At 49.7% G+C, this 20,374-nt stretch carries 18 protein-coding genes; 14 read left to right on the forward strand and 4 right to left on the reverse strand.

Annotated elements, in window-relative coordinates; translation table 11 throughout:
* Window positions 1-83 precede the first annotated feature (83 nt).
* Window positions 84-1,742 (reverse strand): GMC family oxidoreductase, encoded by a 1,659-nt coding sequence (locus WG219_07315; protein WXL27251.1) that lies wholly within the window; start codon window positions 1,740-1,742, stop codon window positions 84-86.
* 117 nt (window positions 1,743-1,859) lie between these two features.
* Here WG219_07315 and WG219_07320 point away from each other — a divergent pair, with 117 nt between their 5' ends.
* Window positions 1,860-2,777 carry a LysR family transcriptional regulator gene (locus WG219_07320; protein WXL27252.1) on the forward strand — a complete coding sequence of 306 codons (918 nt, stop codon included), beginning with the start codon at window positions 1,860-1,862 and terminating at the stop codon, window positions 2,775-2,777.
* Here the strand turns inward: WG219_07320 and rapA are convergent, their stop codons facing one another.
* A complete protein-coding gene (gene rapA, locus WG219_07325; GenBank protein ID WXL27253.1) occupies window positions 2,778-5,621 on the reverse strand; it encodes an RNA polymerase-associated protein RapA in 2,844 nt (947 codons plus the stop codon).
* A 227-nt stretch (window positions 5,622-5,848) separates the two neighbouring features.
* Between rapA and WG219_07330 the strand changes: the two genes are divergently transcribed.
* The 13 genes from WG219_07330 to ccoM all read left to right on the forward strand — a co-directional run bounded on the left by WG219_07330 (window position 5,849) and on the right by ccoM (window position 17,706).
* Complete coding sequence (locus tag WG219_07330) at window positions 5,849-6,148, forward strand: aspartate-semialdehyde dehydrogenase (protein ID WXL27254.1); 300 nt, start codon at window positions 5,849-5,851, stop codon at window positions 6,146-6,148.
* A 33-nt stretch (window positions 6,149-6,181) separates the two neighbouring features.
* On the forward strand, window positions 6,182-6,919 hold the full coding sequence (locus WG219_07335) for a carbonic anhydrase family protein (GenBank protein WXL27255.1): 738 nt from the start codon (window positions 6,182-6,184) through the stop codon (window positions 6,917-6,919).
* 906 nt (window positions 6,920-7,825) lie between these two features.
* A complete protein-coding gene (locus tag WG219_07340) occupies window positions 7,826-8,287 on the forward strand; it encodes an adenylyltransferase/cytidyltransferase family protein (protein ID WXL27256.1) in 462 nt (153 codons plus the stop codon).
* 57 nt (window positions 8,288-8,344) lie between these two features.
* Window positions 8,345-9,553, forward strand: a complete 1,209-nt coding sequence (locus WG219_07345) for an oligosaccharide flippase family protein (protein ID WXL27257.1) — start codon at window positions 8,345-8,347, stop codon at window positions 9,551-9,553.
* Window positions 9,550-10,692: a CDP-glycerol glycerophosphotransferase family protein gene (locus WG219_07350; protein ID WXL27258.1), complete on the forward strand. Its 1,143-nt coding sequence runs from the start codon at window positions 9,550-9,552 to the stop codon at window positions 10,690-10,692. The genes WG219_07345 and WG219_07350 overlap by 4 nt, the downstream gene beginning before the upstream one ends.
* An 8-nt stretch (window positions 10,693-10,700) precedes the next feature.
* Complete coding sequence (locus WG219_07355) at window positions 10,701-12,077, forward strand: DUF6418 domain-containing protein (protein WXL27259.1); 1,377 nt, start codon at window positions 10,701-10,703, stop codon at window positions 12,075-12,077.
* Between the two features lie 138 nt (window positions 12,078-12,215).
* A complete protein-coding gene (glf, locus tag WG219_07360) occupies window positions 12,216-13,358 on the forward strand; it encodes a UDP-galactopyranose mutase (protein ID WXL27260.1) in 1,143 nt (380 codons plus the stop codon).
* Window positions 13,358-14,143 (forward strand): DUF4422 domain-containing protein, encoded by a 786-nt coding sequence (locus tag WG219_07365; GenBank protein WXL27261.1) that lies wholly within the window; start codon window positions 13,358-13,360, stop codon window positions 14,141-14,143. Before glf ends, WG219_07365 begins: the two co-directional genes overlap by 1 nt.
* A complete protein-coding gene (locus tag WG219_07370) occupies window positions 14,143-15,192 on the forward strand; it encodes an NAD(P)-dependent oxidoreductase (GenBank protein ID WXL27262.1) in 1,050 nt (349 codons plus the stop codon). The genes WG219_07365 and WG219_07370 overlap by 1 nt, the downstream gene beginning before the upstream one ends.
* 25 nt (window positions 15,193-15,217) lie before the next feature.
* Window positions 15,218-16,237, forward strand: coding sequence for a UDP-glucose 4-epimerase GalE (galE, locus tag WG219_07375; GenBank protein ID WXL27263.1), 1,020 nt, complete (start codon window positions 15,218-15,220; stop codon window positions 16,235-16,237).
* Window positions 16,238-16,309: 72 nt separating this feature from the next.
* Window positions 16,310-17,143, forward strand: coding sequence for a UTP--glucose-1-phosphate uridylyltransferase GalU (gene galU, locus WG219_07380; GenBank protein ID WXL27264.1), 834 nt, complete (start codon window positions 16,310-16,312; stop codon window positions 17,141-17,143).
* A 116-nt stretch (window positions 17,144-17,259) separates the two neighbouring features.
* Entirely contained in the window at window positions 17,260-17,424 is a 165-nt protein-coding gene (locus WG219_07385) for a hypothetical protein (protein WXL27265.1), read from the forward strand.
* A 159-nt stretch (window positions 17,425-17,583) separates the two neighbouring features.
* Window positions 17,584-17,706, forward strand: a complete 123-nt coding sequence (ccoM, locus tag WG219_07390) for a cytochrome c oxidase subunit CcoM (protein WXL27266.1) — start codon at window positions 17,584-17,586, stop codon at window positions 17,704-17,706.
* Between the two features lie 111 nt (window positions 17,707-17,817).
* On the opposite strand, the gene glpD is transcribed toward ccoM, so the two are convergent.
* Both glpD and WG219_07400 read right to left on the reverse strand, forming a co-directional pair.
* On the reverse strand, window positions 17,818-19,365 hold the full coding sequence (gene glpD, locus WG219_07395; GenBank protein WXL27267.1) for a glycerol-3-phosphate dehydrogenase: 1,548 nt from the start codon (window positions 19,363-19,365) through the stop codon (window positions 17,818-17,820).
* 179 nt (window positions 19,366-19,544) lie between these two features.
* On the reverse strand, window positions 19,545-20,300 hold the full coding sequence (locus tag WG219_07400; GenBank protein WXL27268.1) for a DeoR/GlpR family transcriptional regulator: 756 nt from the start codon (window positions 20,298-20,300) through the stop codon (window positions 19,545-19,547).
* Window positions 20,301-20,374 lie beyond the last annotated feature (74 nt).

The following is a 20,374-nucleotide window of genomic DNA, read 5'->3' on the forward strand; positions in this document are numbered from 1 at the left end:
GCCCTTATGGGGCTTCAGCTTTTTATTATTCGGTATCGACCTCCTGGCCGTACGGCACCGGTTGCACGCATCTACCGTCGGGATCAGGACAGTGCGGTGGATGCAGATTGGGTTTCATTAATGGGCGTTAATGAGTGCTTGCGGCATGCATCTGCAAGGATCATTCGGGCGGCTTTTTCCGCAATCATCAGCACCGGCGAGCAGGTGTTGCCTGAGGTAATTGAAGGCATGATGGAGGCATCGGCAATACGCAAGCCGGGGATGCCGTGCACCCGTAACTGACTGTCGACCACGGCGTCGGCGCCTTCGCCCATCCGGCAGGTGCCCACCGGATGGAAGATAGTGGTACCGATCTCAGCAGCTGCGCGTTGCAGGTCTTCTTCGCTCTGGTAGTCCGGCCCAGGTTTGTACTCGTTTGGTTGATAGGGTGCTAGGGCGGGGGCGGCAGCGATGCGCCGGGTCAGGCGGATGGCATTGGCCGCCACCTGTAGGTCTTGCGGATGGCTGAGGTAATTGGGCTGGATAATGGGTTTGTCGTTAAAGTTTGCGGAGCGGATGTGTACCGTGCCGCGACTCATCGGGCGGAGATCGCAAACCGACGCAGTAAATGCGGGGAAGCTGTGCAGCGGCTCGCCAAAACGATCCAATGACAACGGTTGCACGTGGTATTCAAGATTGGCGCTGGCTTGCTGCGGATCGGATTTGGCAAATGCACCCAGTTGGCTGGGAGCCATAGAAAGCGGTCCGCTGCGCTTGAGTGCGTACTCAAGCCCCATCCCCAGTTTGCCCCAGAAGCTGGAGGCAATTTGATTGAGCGAGGGGGCACGGCTGAAGCGATAGATCAGCCGTAGTTGCAGGTGATCTTGCAGGTTCGCCCCCACGCCTTGCAGTGCATGGCGAACGCCAATGCCATGCTGCTTAAGCAAAGTACTCGGGCCTATCCCAGAACGTTGCAGAATGGTCGGTGAGCCGATCGCGCCTGCGCAGAGGATGATTTCCCGGCGCGCCCGCAGCGTTTTCTCCTTGCCATGCTGACGTACTGAGACAGCCCCTGCACGGCCATTGTCCAGCAGGATTCGATCAACCTGAGCATCTGTCAGCACCGTCAGATTTGGGCGTGACAAAACCGGTCGGAGAAAGGCTTTGGAAGCATTCCAGCGTACGCCACTACGCTGATTGACCTGAAAGTAGCTGCAACCTTCGTTATCACCTCCGTTGAAGTCGTCGATGCTGGCAATCCCAGTTTGCGCCGCTGCGCTGCGGTAGGCTTCCAGAATCTGCCATGACAGGCGCTGACGCTCCACACGCCATTCACCGCCACTGCCGTGTAGTTGCGAGCTACCGGCGTAATGATCTTCGATGTCCTTGAACAGCGGCAGTACATCTTTCCAGCCCCAGCCGCTGTTGCCCTCAGCCGCCCAGCAGTCGTAATCCCGGGCCTGACCGCGCATGTAGATCATCCCGTTAATCGAAGAACATCCACCCAACACACGTCCGCGGGGGTATTTCAAGGCTCGTCCTGCAAGGCCGGGCACTTGTTCAGTGTCGAAACACCAATCTGTGCGTGGGTTGCCGATGCAGTAGAGGTAGCCGACGGGAATATGAATCCAGGGGTAGTTGTCTTTGCCACCGGCCTCAAGCAACACCACCTGATTGGCAGGATCGGCGGACAGTCGATTGGCCAGCAGGCAACCTGCCGGGCCAGCGCCGATGATGATGTAGTCGCAGGAATCCTGTGACATAGAGCTCCTCCTGGCTTCTTATTCTTGTCTGACGCTTGAGGCTAAGCGTTCATTCGCGATAAAAAAACAATCGTTTTCGCGCATTAGCTGTTTATTTTTTAACAGCGGGAGGTGTTTGTGTTTGATTGGGGGGACTTGCGCTATTTCCTTGAGCTGCACCGCACCGGGCGCTTGCTGGCGGTTGCCAAGCGAATGAACACAACCCATGCCACGGTATCTCGGCATATCGACAACCTGGAGAAGGGGCTCGGTACCCAGCTTTTTGTGCAGCACACCGGCGGCTACCAACTGACTCCGGCCGGGCAGGCCTTGCTGCAGCATGCCGAGGCTATGGAGAACACCGCACTGCTGGCGCAGGAGGTGCTCAGTCAAGGGGTTTCGCCGCTTGGGCAGGTGCGCATAGGTGTTACTGAGGGGCTAGGTAACGGGTTTCTCGCCCAGCGCTTGGGTGGGCTGCTAAAGCAGTATCCGGGGCTTGAGGTGGAGTTGGTGTCGGTGCCGCGATTTGTCAGCATCACTAACCGGGAGGCCGATATTGCGATCACGTTGGAGCAGCCCAGCGCCGATTTACTTATCTCCCGCTTACTGACCCGCTACCGCCTGAGTCTGTATGCCAGCCCGGAATACCTCCATCAGTCGCCGCCGCTGCGCAATCGGGAGGATTTGAGTAAGCATCAGTGGATTGGTTATGTGGACGACCTGTTGTTTAGCCAGGAGTTGATGTTTCACCACAGCTTCTGCCGACATCCGCAGGTGATTTTCCGCAGCACCAGTGTGTCGGCCCAGCAGCAGGCGGCGCGTGCCGGGGTTGGTTTGGCGATTCTGCCGAATTTTGTGGGGGCGTGTGACTCGCAGTTGCAACCCGTATTGCCGGAGCTGTTTATTGAACGCAGCTACTGGATGAGTGCTCGTCGCGAGTTGCACCGTTCGGTGCGTTTAAGATTGGTCTGGGATTACTTATTGGCGCTCTGTGAGCAGGAACAGGCGCTTTTGATGGGGGGAGGAGTGGGGCGGACTGAGTCCGCCCCGGAGTGATTAGCCAGCGACCAGAACGCGGATCGCTTCAAGGCGCAGTGCCGCTTTATCAAGCATGGCCAAACCTTGTTCGCGCTGTTGACGCAGGGCTTCGATCTCGCTGTCACGCACGCTCGGGTTGACCTTTTGCAAGGCAATCAGGCGGGCTAGCTCTTCTTCGCTCTCTGACGCCAGGCGGCGCTTAGCTTCTTCTACACGCTGCTCATGACGAGGTGCGACCTTGCTTTCGCCACTGTTGATCAGGGCCGCGAGGCTGTCACGCTGAGCCTGCACAAACTTGTTGGAGCTGGCGCGAGGGACGCTTTCCAACTGATCGTTCAGGGTTTCGAAAGAGACCTTGTGCGCAAGATCGTTGCCGTTAGCGTCCAACAGGCAGCGCAACGCGATCGGCGGCAGATAACGGGTCAATTGCAGGGCTTTCGGGGCCACGGCCTCACTGACGTAGAGCATCTCCAACAAGACAGTACCCGGCTTCAGGCCCTTATTCTTGATCAGCGCTACGCCGGTGTTGCCCATGGAGCCGGAGCGCACCAGATCCATACCACCTTGCACCATTGGGTGTTCCCAGGTGAGGAACTGCATGTCTTCGCGGGCCAGTGCCAGTTCGCGGTCGTAGGTGATGGTGACACCTTCGTCGCTCCCGAGCGGGAAGCTCGCGTCCAGCATCTTCTCGCTGGGGCGCAGGATCAGGGCGTTTTCGGAATGGTCTTCGCTGTCGATACCGAATGCATCGAACAGCTGCTCCATGTAGATCGGCAGGGCGAACTGATCGTCCTGTTCGCGAATCGCTTCAACCAGCGCTTCACCTTCGCCAGCACCGCCCGAGTTCAGTTCAAGCAGGCGGTCGCGGCCGTCATGCAGTTCGCTTTCCAGGCGTAGGCGCTCGTTGCGGGCTTCTTCAACCAGTTTGTCCCAGGCGTCATCTTCACCGCCTTCAAGCAGTGGCAGAAGGCGGCTGCCGAACTGATGCTGTAGGGCGTTCCCGGTCGGGCAGGTGGCCAGGAACGCATTCAGGGCCTGGTGGTACCAGTGGAACAGGCGCTCTTGCGGGCTGTTTTCCAGATACGGCACATGCAGCTGGATACGGTGCTTTTGGCCGATACGGTCGAGACGGCCGATACGCTGTTCCAGCAGGTCCGGGTGGGCAGGCAGATCGAACAGCACCAGATGGTGGGCAAACTGGAAGTTGCGGCCTTCGGAGCCGATCTCGGAGCAAATCAAAACTTGTGCGCCAAATTCTTCGTCAGCGAAGTAAGCGGCGGCACGGTCACGCTCCAGGATGCTCATGCCTTCGTGGAATACGGTGGCCGGGATCCCTTTCAGTACGCGCAGGGCGTCCTCAAGGTCCATGGCGGTCTCAGCGTGGGCGCAGATCACTAACACCTTGACCTTTTTCAGCATCTTCAGGGTGTCGATCAGCCATTCGACGCGGGGGTCAAATTTCCACCAGCGCTGCTCTTCATCCACTTCAGGTTGGGCCTGATAGGCCACCTCCGGGTACAGGTCAGCGTGCTCGCCGAGTGGCAGCTCCATGTACTCATCCGGGCTTGGCAGCGGATAGGCGTGCAACTCGCGCTCCGGGAAGCCCTGTACAGCGGCGCGGGTATTACGGAACAGCAGACGGCCGGTGCCATGGCGGTCAAGCAGTTCGCGCACCAGACGCTGCGAGGCTTCGGTGTCGCCAGCGGCCACAGCGCTCAGCAGCTCTTCTGCTTCTGCACCAAGGAAATCGCGGATGGTTTTGTTTGCAGCATCCGAAAGGCGGCCCTGATCAAGCAGTTCCTGTACCGCTTCGGCAATTGGCTTGTAATGCTCGCTTTCAGCGCGGAACGCCTCAAGATCATGGAAGCGGTTCGGGTCCAGCAGGCGTAGACGTGCGAAGTGGCTGTCCAGCCCGAGTTGTTCAGGGGTTGCGGTCAGCAGCAGGACACCATCAATCACTTGGGCAAGTTGTTCGACCAAAGCGTATTCCGGGCTAGCTTGCTCCGGGTGCCAGACCAAGTGGTGAGCTTCATCGACCACCATCAGGTCCCAGCCGGCGGCAAACAGGGCGTCTTGGGCGTTTTCGTCTTCACGCAGCCACTCAAGGGCGACGAGAGCCAGCTGACAGTCTTCGAACGGGTTGGTGGCGTCGCTCTCAAGGAAGCGCTCGGCATCAAACAGCGCAACCTCCAGGTTGAAGCGTCGACGCATCTCCACCAACCATTGATGCTGCAAGTTTTCAGGCACCAGGATCAGCACACGGCTGGCACGGCCACTGAGCAACTGGCGGTGAATGATCAAGCCAGCTTCGATGGTTTTGCCCAGACCTACTTCGTCAGCCAGTAAAACCCGTGGTGCGATCCGGTCTGCGACTTCACGGGCAATGTGCAATTGGTGCGCAATGGGCTGAGCACGTACACCACCAAGGCCCCACAGGTTAGATTGCAACTGCTTGCTGGTGTAATCCAGGGTGCGATAGCGCAGACCAAACCAAGGCAATGGGTCGATCTGACCGGCAAACAAACGGTCGCTGGCCAGACGGAATTGAATGAAGTTAGACAGCTGCGTCTCTGGGAGGGTGACCTCTTCGTTCTGCGCATTGATGCCGTGGTAAACCAGCAGGCCGTCGATGTCATCGACTTCCTGAACGGTCATTTTCCAGCCATCAAAATGGGTCACTTCATCGCCCGGCGAAAAACGTACGCGGGTCAGGGGAGCATTACGCACTGCATATTGGCGCGTTTCACCTGTAGCCGGGTAAAGCATGGTGAGCATGCGGCCGTCCTGCATCAGTACGGTCCCCAGACCCAGTTCTGCTTCGCTGTCGCTGATCCAGCGTTGCCCCGGTTGATACTGCGCCATGCTTGTCTCCCGCGTGAAAAAGCTGGCTATATTACCGCAGCGTGGCTTTTGACCAAAGGCGCAATGATGAACGTAACGCACTTTGGGAAATTTGGTGTTGTCAGACTGAGTGAGGTTGTTGATCTTTAGGAAAGATCTAGTTGCTTCTTTTTGAAGAAATCGATTCCAAAGAACCTTAATTGATCCAACATGCTGGTGTGAATGCCGGACACGTGAGGTTGTAAGCGATGCTTCCACCTATTCCACAAGGGCTTGTACCTGTCACAGCTCAACAGGATGTAGCCAAGCCGCGCCCAGATATTCAACCCGTCACCGCTACTGCCGAAAGTGCTAAGGAAAGCGAAGTCAGTACCGATAAGCGGCATCCGCAAGAGGCCGGACTGTTTTTGCGTGAAGAGCAACGCCGTCGACAGCGCAGGCCTGGATACAGTCCTGAGGAACTTGCTGAGGGCAACATCGACGAAGCAGATGCGGTCGAATTGAAGGATCTTCCACGGCAGGGGTTGTGGGTGGATGTAGAAGTTTGATCACAGCTTAATCGTTTATATGCTGGGAGATTTATGAACAATAGTTTTGTTCTAGTACTGGCTGCTTTGTTTTTCGCCTCCTTGGCTGGTTGCATGTGCATGAAGCAAGAGAGTGCAGGCAGAAGTGGCGAGCATCCGGCCGACTATCATGGTAATGGTGGAAGCATAATCAAGGCGGGTCGCTCTCAGTCGCCGATTAACATCGAGACGCTAAATGCCGAACCTGTGCAGGCACTAATCCCGATTAGGCTGGATTACCACAACCCCGTGATCGGCGTGCTGGGTAGTGGTCGCCCCCTTAAGTTAGTGAGTGCAGGTACGGCAATTTTAGATGGCCAACGTTTCGACCTACAGCAGCTGCACTTTCATTCCAGTAGCGAGCATACAGTGGATGGCAAGCACTATCCGATAGAGTTGCATTTTGTTAACAAGGCCGAAGATGGCCAGGTAGCTGTGGTCGCTGTGTTCCTCAAGTCTGGCAAAGAAAATCCGACCTTGGAGGCGATGCATAAGCAGTCCTACAAGACTGCACAGGTTGAGTCTGGGGAATCTGTAGGTCTGCGGGCGCTACTGCCAAGTGACTTATCGTACTATCACAATGATGGCTCACTAACGACACCTCCGTTCTCTGAAAATGTGGAGAGGTACGTTATGAAATCTCCCGTTGAAGTTTCACGGTCGCAGATTGAGTTGTTCAAATACACTTACGCACTCAATAACCGATCAATCCAGCCACTGAATGGAAGGCGAGTGATTGTCAGTATTGAGTGATTGATGAGTCTGGTAAGCCAGCAAGAATAAAACGGGGTAACTTGAGTAGCCGAGCACGTTCGTACTCATGTTGTCAATCTAGTACATGCGAATATATGTCTACTATCAGCTTGCGTAGATTGAGGCTGAGAGGGTAGCTGGTCAAGTGACATACGCGCACAAATTTAGGAGCGGCAGAGACTGATGCTCTTAGGTTAGGGCCATTCAGAGTGTTGTGGCTTAGTTTGGCGAGGCACGGGGCCGGCTAGCGCTATTTTAGTCTTGGCGCCATTCACCAGCCCGTACGCCAATGCCAAGAAAAATATGAGGTCGAGCGCCGGTGGAGGCAGGTTAAGTTTTGAATGCGGTGGTGTTCATTATTGCCGTGATGCGCAGGACTCGTTAGGAAAGTACAGTGAAGGTAAGCCCACGCACGGCCCTTAACCGCCCCAGCCCAAGCCGGTCCGAAGGGGCTTGGCATCGGTTTTCTTCATAAAGCCCAGGCTGGATTGAGCACACTGTAAAAGTTAAAGCGTAGCTCTTGACTGGTTAAGCGCAGTTGAACGTAGCCTCATTGGCAGCATCTGGGGCGAATTAGAGGGGGTGTCGTGAGCCTAGTCCGAATATGAATGCCCTCTGAATTGGATGTACTGGGCCGAGTACGACTCAAATATTCAGCTGAGATTGTGAAGAGGAATCGGTGAATCAAAAGTGTTTTTCAGGACCTTCATTAGGTAGTATTCATCATATAGCATCCTCTTGATGAGAATGATACTCAGTAAGATTTGTGCGGTATTGGATTTATACGTTTGTGTCTAATCGAGCGGATGGCAGTTTTAGCGTCAGCGAACAACTGGCCGCTGTAATAGATTTATTGGTTAGGTAGTATTTAGTTTTTTAGTCTGGTGTATGGAGAGATTGACTCTGATGAGAAAGGTAGTATTAACCTATGGAACATTTGACCTTTTTCATATTGGGCATCTTAACTTATTAAACAGGCTTCGTGAGTTAGGGGATTTTTTGATTGTTGGTGTTTCTACGGATGCATTTAATGAGGGAAAAGGTAAGAAGACTATAGTTGGTTTTGAGGACAGGCTTAGAATAGTCTCAAGCTTAAAGTGTGTGGATCTCGCTATTCCTGAAGAAAGTTGGGATCAAAAAATAAGTGATATCAAAAAATACGGCGTGTCAATATTTGGCATGGGGCACGACTGGGAAGGGCACTTTGATGAACTGAAAAGTTATTGTGAGGTTGTTTATCTACCGCGTACTGAGGGGATTTCTACTACAGCCATAAAGAAAACACTTCAGGTGATTGATAAAACACACATAGATGATTTGAAGAAAGCCTTAGATCTGATCTCGTCAATCGTTGATCGTTTCGATTAGGTACAGTCGATGGCATCGGGTGGTATTCGCAGGTTGGTATCTAATACGGGTGCCCTCTTGGCTCTGCAAATAGCTAATGCTATTTTGCCGTTTGTTCTTATCCCATATTTAACGCGTACTCTTGGTTTGTCTTTATATGGCGTTGTTGCGCTTGGGATGGCTATTGTTCAGTTAGCTTGTGTGCTAACAGATTTTGGATTTAATTTGTCTGCCACACACCGAATAGCCAGCAACTTTGAAAATACGCTGCTTGTAAGAAAAATTGCTTCGGCTGTGAGTATTTGCAAGCTGGTATTGCTTATACCGATTGTCGCTTTCATATACTTTTTCCTAAGTTTTCAAGAGCAGAGTTATGGTGGAAATAGCCATTATTTCTGGCTGCTCCTTATTCCTATCATAGGGCAGACGTTTCAACCAATATGGCTATTTCAAGGTATAGAGCGAATGGGCTACATTTCCCTCTGCCTTGTTCTAGCTCGCAGTTCGTATGTTTTACTTACTCTACTGTGGGTTACTAGCTCTTCAGACTATCTTTGGGTAGCAGTAGCAAATGGTGTAGCTCAATTAGCAGCTGCTAGCATTGCGACTTTATTTATGTTTCGTCTCGGGTATTGGCCTATTTGGCCCGGCATAAGGTTTATTAGAGAAACCTTTAATCAATCCGTGGAATTTTTTTGGTCAAGAGCTGCTGTTGCGACCTATACAGCAGGTGGGGCGTTTTATTTGGGTTTAGTAGCAGGACCTACAGCCGTTGCATACTACTCCGCGGCTGAGCAGTTGTATAAAGGGGCTCAAGCGCTTTTTCAGCCTTTATCACAAGCGTTGTATCCATACATGACCAAGACCAGGGATACAAAGTTGTTTTTCAGGATTTTGAAAATTGTAGTATTGCTTAGTATCTTGGGATTGATTGTAGGCTTACTAATTGGTGAGTGGTTTCTCGTCCTTTTATTTGGTTCGGAGTATTCACACAGCTTTCCGATACTAGCAGTATTTATGGTTGCGTTCTGTATCACCATGCCTTCAATACTTCTTGGTTACCCGTTTCTCGGTGCACTAGGTGATAATCGATCTGCAAATCTCAGTGTTATCTATGGTGGGCTCTTGCAGGTGGTGATTTTATTTATTATTTATCTTGTGGGATGGACAAGTGAAGTAGTTGTAGTTGGGTCTGTAATGTCTGTAGAGGTATTTGTACTAGCTTACAGGGCGTTTAAAGCTAAAGCCCTCGTCAGTTTCATGTGTGCTCAAGAGGATGCCCGATGAGAACGTTTTCTGCGATATCGAAGTTGTTTTACTCGGTTGTCCTAGTTCTACTTTTATATCCTATATTTATAGTTTCAGGTTTTTTTATTAGAAATAGGAAAAAGGTTGTTTTTGGTTGTCATCTATCTAAACCGGCTGGAAATATATTTTATTATTACAAGCATTGCATTGAGCAAAATTCTGGTCAGTATCAGTTGGTGTGGGTTGCAAGCAATAAAGAATCATATGATTTTATTGCATCTAAAGGTTATCCAGTGGTATACAAATATTCATTTGCTGGTATTTTTTGGTGTTTGACAGCTGGTTATTATTGCTACTCATCATATGTTTCAGATATTTCTTATTTTTTATCAAAAGGGGTTCGTGGTGTGAATGTGTGGCATGGAACACCTTTGAAGAAGATCGAATTCGATATTGATACCGGTATTTATAGTCTTAGGTATAAGTATAAGTGGATTTTCAAAATTATACAGCCGTGGATATATTTTAGACCATATAAAGTATTTGTTTCGAGCCGGTATGAGGAAAAATGTTTCAAGACAGCATTTTGTATAAGCGCAGATGAGATGTATAAAACTTATCCGCCGCGGCTAATGGATTTTGAGAGAGTCTCGATGGCTGACGGGTATAAGCATATTTTAATTGCGCCAACGTTTCGAGATGGTGCTGTGCTTGAATATGAGAGGTTGGTTGATTTTGTAAGGCTGAATGAATTTGCGCGTGATAATGATGTGGTTTTTCATGTTAAGGCTCATCCTTCCGATGTTTCTTTAATGTCACTTGATTTTTCAAAGTTTGATAATATTCATCAAGTTGATAGGTTGGTAGATGTTTATTCTGTTGTTCAGATGATGGATGCTGTCATTACAGATTATTCATCAATATTTTTTGATTGTGGGTATGTAGGTGTCCCATTTTTTCTTCATTGTCCTGATGTTGATTTTTATAACTCTAATTGTCGTGGTTTTTACTTTGATGCAAAGAATACATTGTCTTCTGTGTACTCTGAAGATTTAGATAATTTGTTGGAGAACTTGAGTAGATGGCTTTGTGGCGACAAGATAGAAGGTGATGTGGGGTCTGGTGAATTTTTATGTCACAGTGTTGCAGAAAGCTATCCACTAGCAGTTTTTAAATGAGATTAATTATGACTGCTATTCGATATCAAGTTGATAGAATAATCATACCTTACTTGTTCGATGCTCTGTTTTTTTTGCTCGTTTTTTTTAAGTTGCTGGATGGTGGGCAAGGTTGGATTGATTTTCTGTCTTTCTTATTATTTTTATGTTGGTCGGGGTATGAGCTTTTAGTTAGGACTCGGGTTTTTTATTTAAATATACATACTTATCTTTTTGGTACTCTTTTTTTACTGGGGGTTCTTTCTATTGAATATTCTGATGCATTTTATATGTATGAAATTGATGAGCTTTCAGGTTGGCATGGAACTTTTTTTGGCGCTTTGGCGTGCATGTATGCGTACGCTAGAGGGACTAGTATTGTCTTGGATGGTGTATCGCGTAGTGACTCAGCAATAATAAGAGGAGGGGGCGGGTGGTTTAATTTTTTGGTTGTAATATATTTGGTGGTTTCATTGTTTGTTATTGCTTATCATCGGCCTGCCTTGGTGCTGCAGGTTGATAGGTTTATATATGATAAGGTGGTTTTGGGTGTATGGGGTAACTTTACAAACTTGGGGTATTATTTTTGTTTAGGCTTAGGCGCTATATTTTTTGGGCGCAAGTCATATTTTTCGTTTTTTTTATTTCTGATGATTATTTTTGTTTTTCTTTTGAAGGGGCATAAGTTTTCGAATCTTGTAGAGGCTTTTTTTCTATTCGCAGTTCCGTATTTTTGTATGGCTTCTGTCAAGGTGCTTCGTAGGAAAATCGCCTCAGTTATTCTCGGAATTTCGCTGCTTTTTGGTATGGCGGTAAGTATAAATTTGTATCTGTTTCCGGCTTTTTCAGCTAAAGATTATTTGCGGCATAGACTCTTCCAAGAGGGGCAGCTATGGTGGGCTGTCGCGAAAAATCCAGACAATGATCGTCTTCATATGGATGAGTTGCGATTCGAAATTTCCTCTTATTTTTCTTCAGAACTGATGGAGCGGAATTTCCTTGAAATAGGCATGTATAAAGTTATGAGGCTTGCTGCTCCGGAGGAACTCGTTGAGCAGAAAATTGAGCGGCAATCTAGATACACTCGTTCAGCGCAGGCGCTTCTGTATTATTATTTCAATGGTTTCATTGCGTGCGTATTTATGCTTGTATTTGGTTTTTTGTGGGGCTGGTTGCTTCGGCGGATGTATCATGCCTCACTTAGCTTTTGGTTATTCGAAAGCATTATTTTGTGTAGGGTTTTTTATATATTTATGAAGGCGTTCAAAGATGCTGATTTTTACAAGATTTTTTCTTTTGAGATGTTGATATTGGGGCTGGCAATTTTGCTAGCTGCCAAGTTTCGGATGCGTATACCAAAATTTAGTCTGTCTAGCTCGAAAAAATATTTGGATGCCAATGTTTGAATTATTTTTTGGTGTTTTTTGTGATATTTTTAATATTTGCACGACTATAGTTCATGATTTATATGAGTTATGGGGCGTCTTCCTCTAACTCAAGGTGCTGTCTTCTGCCCCGTTGTCGTTCTATAAGTGGAGGAGTTGATGATTTTAATTATTGGTGCAGGCTTTTCTGGGGCGGTTATTGCTCGTTGTCTAGCCAGTAGGGATAAAACAGTATGTGTAGTAGATAGTCGGACACATCTGGCTGGTAATTGTCACTCAGAGCGTGATGCCAATAGCGGTGTAATGATCCACCGCTACGGCCCTCACATTTTCCATACTGACAATGAGCGCGTATGGCAGTTTATCACCCAGTTCGGTGAGTTTATGCCTTATGTGAATCGGGTTAAGTCGACTGTTGGTGGTTCAGTCTATTCCCTGCCTATTAACCTTCATACCATTAATCAATTTTTTGACAAGACATTGAGCCCGGCGCAGGCGAAAGAGTTTCTTGCATCTATTGGCGATTCGTCGATTGAAGATCCTCAAAGTTTCGAGGAGCAGGCCTTACGCTTCGTAGGCAAGGACCTCTACGAGGCATTTTTCAAAGGCTATACAAAGAAGCAGTGGGGCTTAGAACCGAGCGAATTGCCTGCCAGCATCCTCAAGCGCCTGCCTGTCCGATTTAACTATGATGATAACTACTTCAATCATAAGTACCAGGGGATGCCTAAAGATGGGTACACCAGCATTGTTGAGCGAATGTTGGACCATCCTAATATCACTGTTGAATTAGGAACTAAGCTTTCCCGTGATCAGACTAAGGGATATGAGCATGTTTTTTACAGTGGGCCCATTGATGAGTGGTTTGGCTACTCTGAAGGGCGCTTGGGTTATCGCACGCTAGATTTCGAGGAAATCCGCGCTGATGGCGATTACCAAGGTTGCGCTGTTATGAACTATGGTGATGAGTCCGTTCCGTTTACCCGGATTGCCGAGCATAAATATTTCGCACCTTGGGAGTCACATGAAAAGACGGTGGCATTCAAGGAGTTCAGTCGTAGCTGTGAGCCAAACGATATCCCTTACTACCCAATTCGTTTGGTTGGTGAGCAGGAACAGCTCAAACAGTATGTTGAACTTGCTCGGCGTGAGCAAGGCGTTTCGTTTGTAGGGCGTCTGGGTACATATCGCTATCTTGATATGGATGTGACCATCGCCGAGGCATTGCAGGCCGCAGATTTATTCTTGGCTGCAAAAGAAAATGGTGAGTCTATTCCAACGTTCTTTGTGGAGCCTATTTAATGAGTTCTTCTGTATCTCTGATGGTTGCGGCGCACAAAGACTATGAGTTCCCTGAGGATAAGGGTTATTTACCAGTACAGGTTGGTAGATCCCTGGCAGCTAATAAGCTGAATATCACGGGTGATGATTCTGGGGATAATATTTCCCATTTGAACAAGTCATTTTGTGAACTCACGGGGCTATATTGGTTATGGAAAAATCAAGCATCTGACTTTTACGGGCTTGCGCACTATCGCCGATATTTCAAACCGGTCAGCGGGGATGGGGTACGGGTTGCGGGTAAGGCTATAGCGGCTACCGAGGATTTGTTGAAACAGCTCGATGGTTATTCAATCTTGCTGTCTAAGCCCCGCAATTATTGGATTGAGAGTGTTCGTAAGCACTATGTGAATGCACACAATGCGAGTGATCTTGATGCGCTACGACAAGTGCTGAGTGAGAAACATCCTGAGTATGTTGCATCCTTTGATACAGTAATGGGGCGCACGCGTGTTTCGCTCTACAATATGTTTTTTATGCGTGCTGATCTTTTTAACAGTTATTGTAGCTGGCTGTTCTCGATTCTTTTTGAATTAGAAAAACGTATCCCTTACAAGAGTTACGGTGCTTACCAAGGTCGTGTCTTCGGATTCTTGGCGGAGCGCTTGCTGAATGTCTGGGTTGAGAAAAATATTGATCCGGCACAGATAAAATATCTTCCTGTTATCAATATTGAAGGTGAGAATCTCTTCAAAAAGGCTATTGGTCTTCTCGAGCGTAAATTTAAAGGCGTGAAACAAGAATAATGAATGCTCAAGTTGATATGGAGAGATCAATGAAAACGGCGGTTATTTTCGGTGGTTCTGGGTTTATAGGCGTGTTTTTCGCCAAACATCTTCTGCGGCATGAAGGGTTTGAAAAGGTTTATCTTTATGACCGAGAACAGGTTGCTGACAAGCCGTTTCCATTCAGAGCTCAGTTGGTGCAAGACGATCCCCGTATTGTTGAAGTAAGCGGAGACGTTCGTCAGTCTGTGACTTGGCGGCCAGAAGAACCAATTGCGCTTATTGCCAATTTCGCTGCGGTGCACCGTGAACCTGGTCATGCAGATTATGAGTATTACGAAACCAATTTGGCCGGCGCAGAAAATGTTTGCGCGTGGGCCGCAGAGGTTGGGTGCAACGAGGTCATTTTTACTAGCTCCATTTCCCCTTACGGCCCTAGCGAGCAGCAGAAGGATGAGCGCTCATTGCCCGTGCCGGTCACTGCATATGGTGGCTCCAAATTGGTTGCTGAGAAAATCCATCAGGCCTGGTTGGCAGCCGATAGCAATAATCGACATTTGGTCATCGTCCGTCCAGGTGTAGTTTTCGGCCCTGGAGAGGGTGGCAATGTCTCTCGTCTGGTTAAGGCTGTTCTTAAGCGGTACTTTTTCTATATGGGCAACCGTAGCACGCGTAAGGCTGGTACTTACGTGAAGGAGCTCTGTGCGGCCATGTGTTGGGTTTTGTCGCGCCAGAAAGATAAGGCTGAACATTTCACTTTGTTCAACATGTCTATGAATCCAGGCCCTTCTATTAAAGAGTATGTAGATACTGTTTGTAGGGTTGCTGGAGTACAGCGCAAGGTTCCAGCTATCCCTTATCCGCTGTTGTTGGCTGTAGCATATGGTATTGATCTCATTGCCAAGCCGCTTCGGATTAATCACCCATTTAGTCCCGTGAGGATTAAAAAGCTGGTTCGCTCCAATAATATTCACCCTGGGTATCTCGTGGATAATGGCTATCCTTATCAATACACACTCGACTCAGCTTTTGAAGATTGGATGCGTGACTGCCCAAATGAGTGGCAATGACTTGACTAACGGCGGATTTTGACTTGTGAGTAATAAAGTCCTAGTAACTGGTGGAGCTGGTTACATTGGGTCACATACTGTTTTGGCTTTACTTGAGGCGGGCTACGAAGTAGTCGTACTCGATAGTTTGTGTAATAGCTCGGTTGAGTCATTACGTCGAATTGAGTCAATCAGCGGGTGTTCACTTGATTTTGTCGAGGGTGATATCCGCAACAGAGCGTTGCTTGATAAGTTGTTTACAGAACACCGTATTTCATGTGTGCTTCACTTCGCAGGCCTTAAGGCTGTTGGTCAAAGTGTGCGTGAGCCGCTGGCGTATTATGAAAACAATGTATCCGGCACCATAACGCTTTGTCAGGCGATGGCTGCTGCTGGCGTATTTACTCTGGTTTTTAGCTCTTCTGCCACGGTCTATGGTGAGCCGAAGCAAATGCCTATCCGTGAAGATTTCCCAACCGGTACCCCGACTAATCCTTATGGCCGCTCAAAGCTGATGGTGGAGGAGGTGCTGGGGGATTTGGCGAATTCTGATGCTCGCTGGAGCATTGCACTTTTACGCTACTTCAATCCTGTTGGTGCGCATGACAGTGGGTTAATTGGCGAGGATCCAGAAGGTATACCAAATAACCTATTGCCTTTTATTGCTCAGGTCGCTGTTGGGAAGTTGAGTGAACTGGCGATTTTTGGTGGGGATTATCCAACTTCAGATGGTACCGGTGTGCGCGACTACATTCATGTCGTTGATCTCGCTGACGGGCATCTCAAGGCGTTGCAGGTTATTACTGGTCGCCAGGGGGTTCATATCTGGAACCTAGGTACTGGAAATGGATATAGCGTCCTACAGATGTTGCGGGCATTTGAGGTCGCTTGCGGTAAGACGTTGCCTTATCGAATAGCGCCTCGTCGTTCGGGTGATATCGCCGAGTGCTGGGCTGATTCGTCAAAAGCCGAACGGGAGCTGGGTTGGAAAGCAAAGAGAAGCCTGGCTCAAATGATGGAGGATACTTGGCGTTGGCAGTCACGAAATCCACATGGGTATTCTTGAGGCTACGTTTGGCTCGCAGGAAGTGACTTCATTCGGTTTAGCCGTTCATAACATTAGTTTTTAGGGTTGCTCATGATTCGCAAATGTTTGTACCCAGCAGCTGGCTACGGAACCCGTTTTCTCCCTGCCACTAAGGCTATGCCAAAGGAAATGCTTCCAATCGTTAACAAGCCATTGATTCAGTATGCTGTAGAAGAGGCTCAGGATGCCGGGATTCAGCATATGGCTGTTGTTACAGGGCGTGGTAAACGTGCATTAGAGGATCACTTCGATATCAGTTATGAGCTTGAGCATCAGATCAAGGGGACTGATAAAGAGAAGTACCTTGCTGGTACGCGTAAGTTGATAGAAAACTGCACATTTTCTTACACGCGTCAGGTTGAAATGAAAGGTCTCGGTCATGCAATTCTCTGTGGCCGCCCTTTAATTGGTGACGAGCCCTTTGCTGTGGTGTTGGCTGATGACCTTTGCTTGAATATCGAGGGCGATGGCGTATTGCAACAAATGGTCAAGCTCTATAACCAATTCCGTTGCTCTATTGTTGCAATTCAGGAAGTGCCGCGAGATCAAACCCATAAATACGGTGTTATCTCTGGGGAGATGATCCGCGATGATATTTTCCGCGTAAATAGCATGGTTGAAAAACCTAAGCCGGAAGAAGCACCGTCCAATCTTGCCATCATTGGCCGCTATATTCTTACGCCTGATATTTTTGATCTGATCGCTGAGACAGAGCCTGGGAAAGGTGGGGAAATCCAGATTACTGATGCCTTGATGAAGCAGGCTCAGCAAGGCTGTGTGCTGGCATACAAGTTCAAAGGTCAGCGATTCGATTGTGGTAGCGCAGAAGGTTATGTGGCTGCAACCAATTACTGCTTCAACAATCTATATTCATCTGGTTTCTGAGCCGAATGCAGCGGCAGTGATGAAGTTCATATCCTCTTTAATCACTGTCGTTGGCTTTAGATTCAGAGTATTAGAGGGGTACATCTTGTGTCTTACTTACGGGTGATTAGTCTGCTATGAGCAATGCTCCTAAGCTGATCGACTTCTCCGCGGAACGTGACAAGCGCATCCATGACCTGCATGAGAAGAAACTCAATGAGGTGCGGGCTGCCTTCGAGCAGGCCCTTCCTCTGCCTAAGGGCAAAAAGAAAAAGCCCGCTAAAAAGCCGAAAAAGCGTTAATCCCCGCCTGTTGTAGGGCTGATTAGTTGATCTGGATCAGTTCCCTGTCATCTCTGTCAATACCGCTTGGTAGCCGTTGATCTGGATCAATTTGCCAGGCGGCCCGCCTGTTAAGGTGTAGCCATTCCCACACGGGTTACACCATAAACAGGAGGCACCATGTTCATCGATACAGTTGTTCTCGCAGGTATTGGCACTGTCGGTTTGATGGTTGCTTTCGTCGGGGCGGTTGGTTATTTCATCTGGCAGGACGCACGTAAGCGCGATAGCAAGAAGAGCTGAATCCTGCCGATTCAGGGGCACGCAAGGCAACTTGGGGCGACTATGTCGCCCTTTTTTTTCGTTCCGATTTTCTCTGCTGATCAGCGCCAGATAGCTGTGCGCTGCTTCGTCTCAGTGGGCGATAGCCTGTTCTTGTGATGGCTGGATATTGGTGACTTCGTTCAGGTATTGCGCGAGCCTGTCTTGTTGTTCCTGACTCAGATACAAGCCCAGCTTACTGCGGCGCCAGAGGATGTCTTCAGCTGTTAGCGCCCACTCGTGTTCACGCAGGTAGTCGACTTCGCGGGTGTACAAGCCACTTCCTAAATGTTCGCCCAAGTCATTTAGGGTTCTCACGCCCTCCAACATGGCCCATGTGCGTGAGCCGTAGGTGTTTACCCAGCGCTTGATGACACTCCCTGGGAGCCAGTTGTAGCTGCTGGCGATCTCGCCGGCGAGCTCACGCAGATCAGTGACTTTCTCGGCACCGGGCAGTGGGGCGGTTTTGGTCCAGGCTGGACCCATTTTGGGGAAGAACTCAGCTAGCTGGTGCATCGCAGCTTCCGCCAGCTTGCGGTAGGTGGTCAGCTTGCCGCCAAAAACGGACAGTAGGGGCGCACCTTCACTTTTTTCACTGAGCGCTAGTGTGTAGTCCCGGGTCACTGCTGAGGGGTTGTCTGATTCGTCATCACATAGCGGGCGTACGCCTGAGTAGCTGCTGACGATGTCGCTACGCAGTATCTGCCGTTTGAAGTGGCTGTTGACGACGTTGAGCAGGTAGCCAATTTCGTCATCGGATATGGATACCTTAGCCGGATCGCCGTTGTACTCCTTATCAGTCGTGCCGATCAGCGTGAATTGATCGTGATAAGGAATAACAAAAACAATCCGGTTGTCTTCGTTTTGCAAAATAAATGATTGGGGCAGGTCGTGAAGTCTCGGCACGATGATGTGGCTGCCCTGAATCAGGCGGATGCCATAGGGCGATTTCTGCTTGAGGTCGTCGCGGATAAAGCTGGAGACCCACGGGCCGGCGGCATTGACGAGGGCGCGGGCGCGGATACTGCGGGTAGTGCCATCGGCGTGTTGCAGCTCTACCTGCCAAACACCGTCCAGCCGTTGTGCGTGGGTGCAGCGGGTACGAGTGTGGATTTGAGCGCCGTGTTCACGGGCTGCTATGGCATTAAGGACTACCAGTCGTGCGTCATCTACTGTGCAGTCGGCGTATTCGAAGCCCCGACTGATATGCGATTGCAGTGGATGGTCTGAAGCAAACTTCAGACCGCTGGAGGCGCCCAGTTGTTTGCGTTTGCCCAGATTGTCGTAGAGAAATAGGCCGCAGCGAATCATCCAGGCTGGTCGCAGATGAGGGCGGTGGGGCAGGATAAAACGCATAGGTTTAACGATATGCGGGGCCTTGCTCAGCAGCACTTCCCGCTCAGCCAGTGCCTCGTGCACCAGGCGAAATTCATAATGCTCCAGATAACGCAGGCCACCATGAATCAGTTTGCTGCTGGCCGACGAGGTGTGGCTGGCCAGGTCGTCTTTTTCACAAAGGAAAACGGATAGGCCGCGTCCGGCTGCGTCAGCCGCGATGCCCACTCCGTTAATGCCGCCGCCGATTACAACCAGATCGTACACGTCGGGTTGTGCGGTTGAGGGGGTATGGGTGGTCGACACGGTGAGCCTCCTTTGTGTATCTTGGTATCGATTGTGAACATCAATGTTCGATTTCGAAAATACTAGCGCAGCAAAACGCCTACGACCAGCCGTAAACCCAGTAAACGGATTTTGGATGACAGACGGACGATCAGCAGTGCATGTGTTGCGAAGGAAATTGGCAGGCGCGCAGAGTGTGCTCAGATCACATCGAGACGAATCTTATGCTGGTGCAGGAGTTGGGAGAACGCTGGGGAAGGAGGCTGATCGGTTACCAGGCAATCAATCAGGCTGATTGAGCCCAGCCGCACCATGGCATTGCGGCCGAACTTGCTTGAGTCTGCGGCGAGAATGACCTGACGGGCGTTGTGGATGATGGCTTGTGAAACCCGTACCTCCTGATAGTCAAAATCCAGCAGGCTGCCGTCTTCGTCAATACCGCTAATGCCAACAATGGCATAGTCGACCTTGAATTGCTGGATGAAATCCACAGCCGCCTGGCCCACCACGCCGCCATCACTGCGTACGGTTCCTCCGGCCACTAGCACTTCAAAGTCTGCTTTGCTGCTTAGTAGGGCAGCAACGTGCAGATTATTGGTGATGACTTTGAGGCCAGTGTGATTGAGAAGCTCGCGGGCGATGGTTTCAGTGGTGGTGCCGATGTTGATGAAGAGCGAGGCGTGGTCGGGAATCTGGCTGGCCACCGCTTCGGCAATGCGCTGTTTTTCGTCGCGCATCTGGTCGGCTCGCATGGAGTAGGCGGTGTTTTCGACACTTGAGTCGTAAGCGGCGCCGCCGTGATAACGACGCAGCATGTTCAGCTCGGCGAGTTGATTAATGTCACGCCTGATGGTCTGCGGGGTCACCACATACAGTTGAGCCATTTCCTCAATGCTCACGTAACCGCGGTCACGAACCAGTTCGAGGATTTGCTGTTGTCGTGGTGGCAGATTCATTGACCATCCTTACAGAGTGTCGGAAGAGGCACGCCATCATCAGGAAAAGCGTGCCATTCCACAATACATGCCGA

Origin of the sequence: Pseudomonas mendocina (genome assembly GCA_037482215.1) — a bacterium.
GTDB classification, from domain to species: Bacteria; Pseudomonadota; Gammaproteobacteria; order Pseudomonadales; family Pseudomonadaceae; genus Aquipseudomonas; species Aquipseudomonas mendocina_E.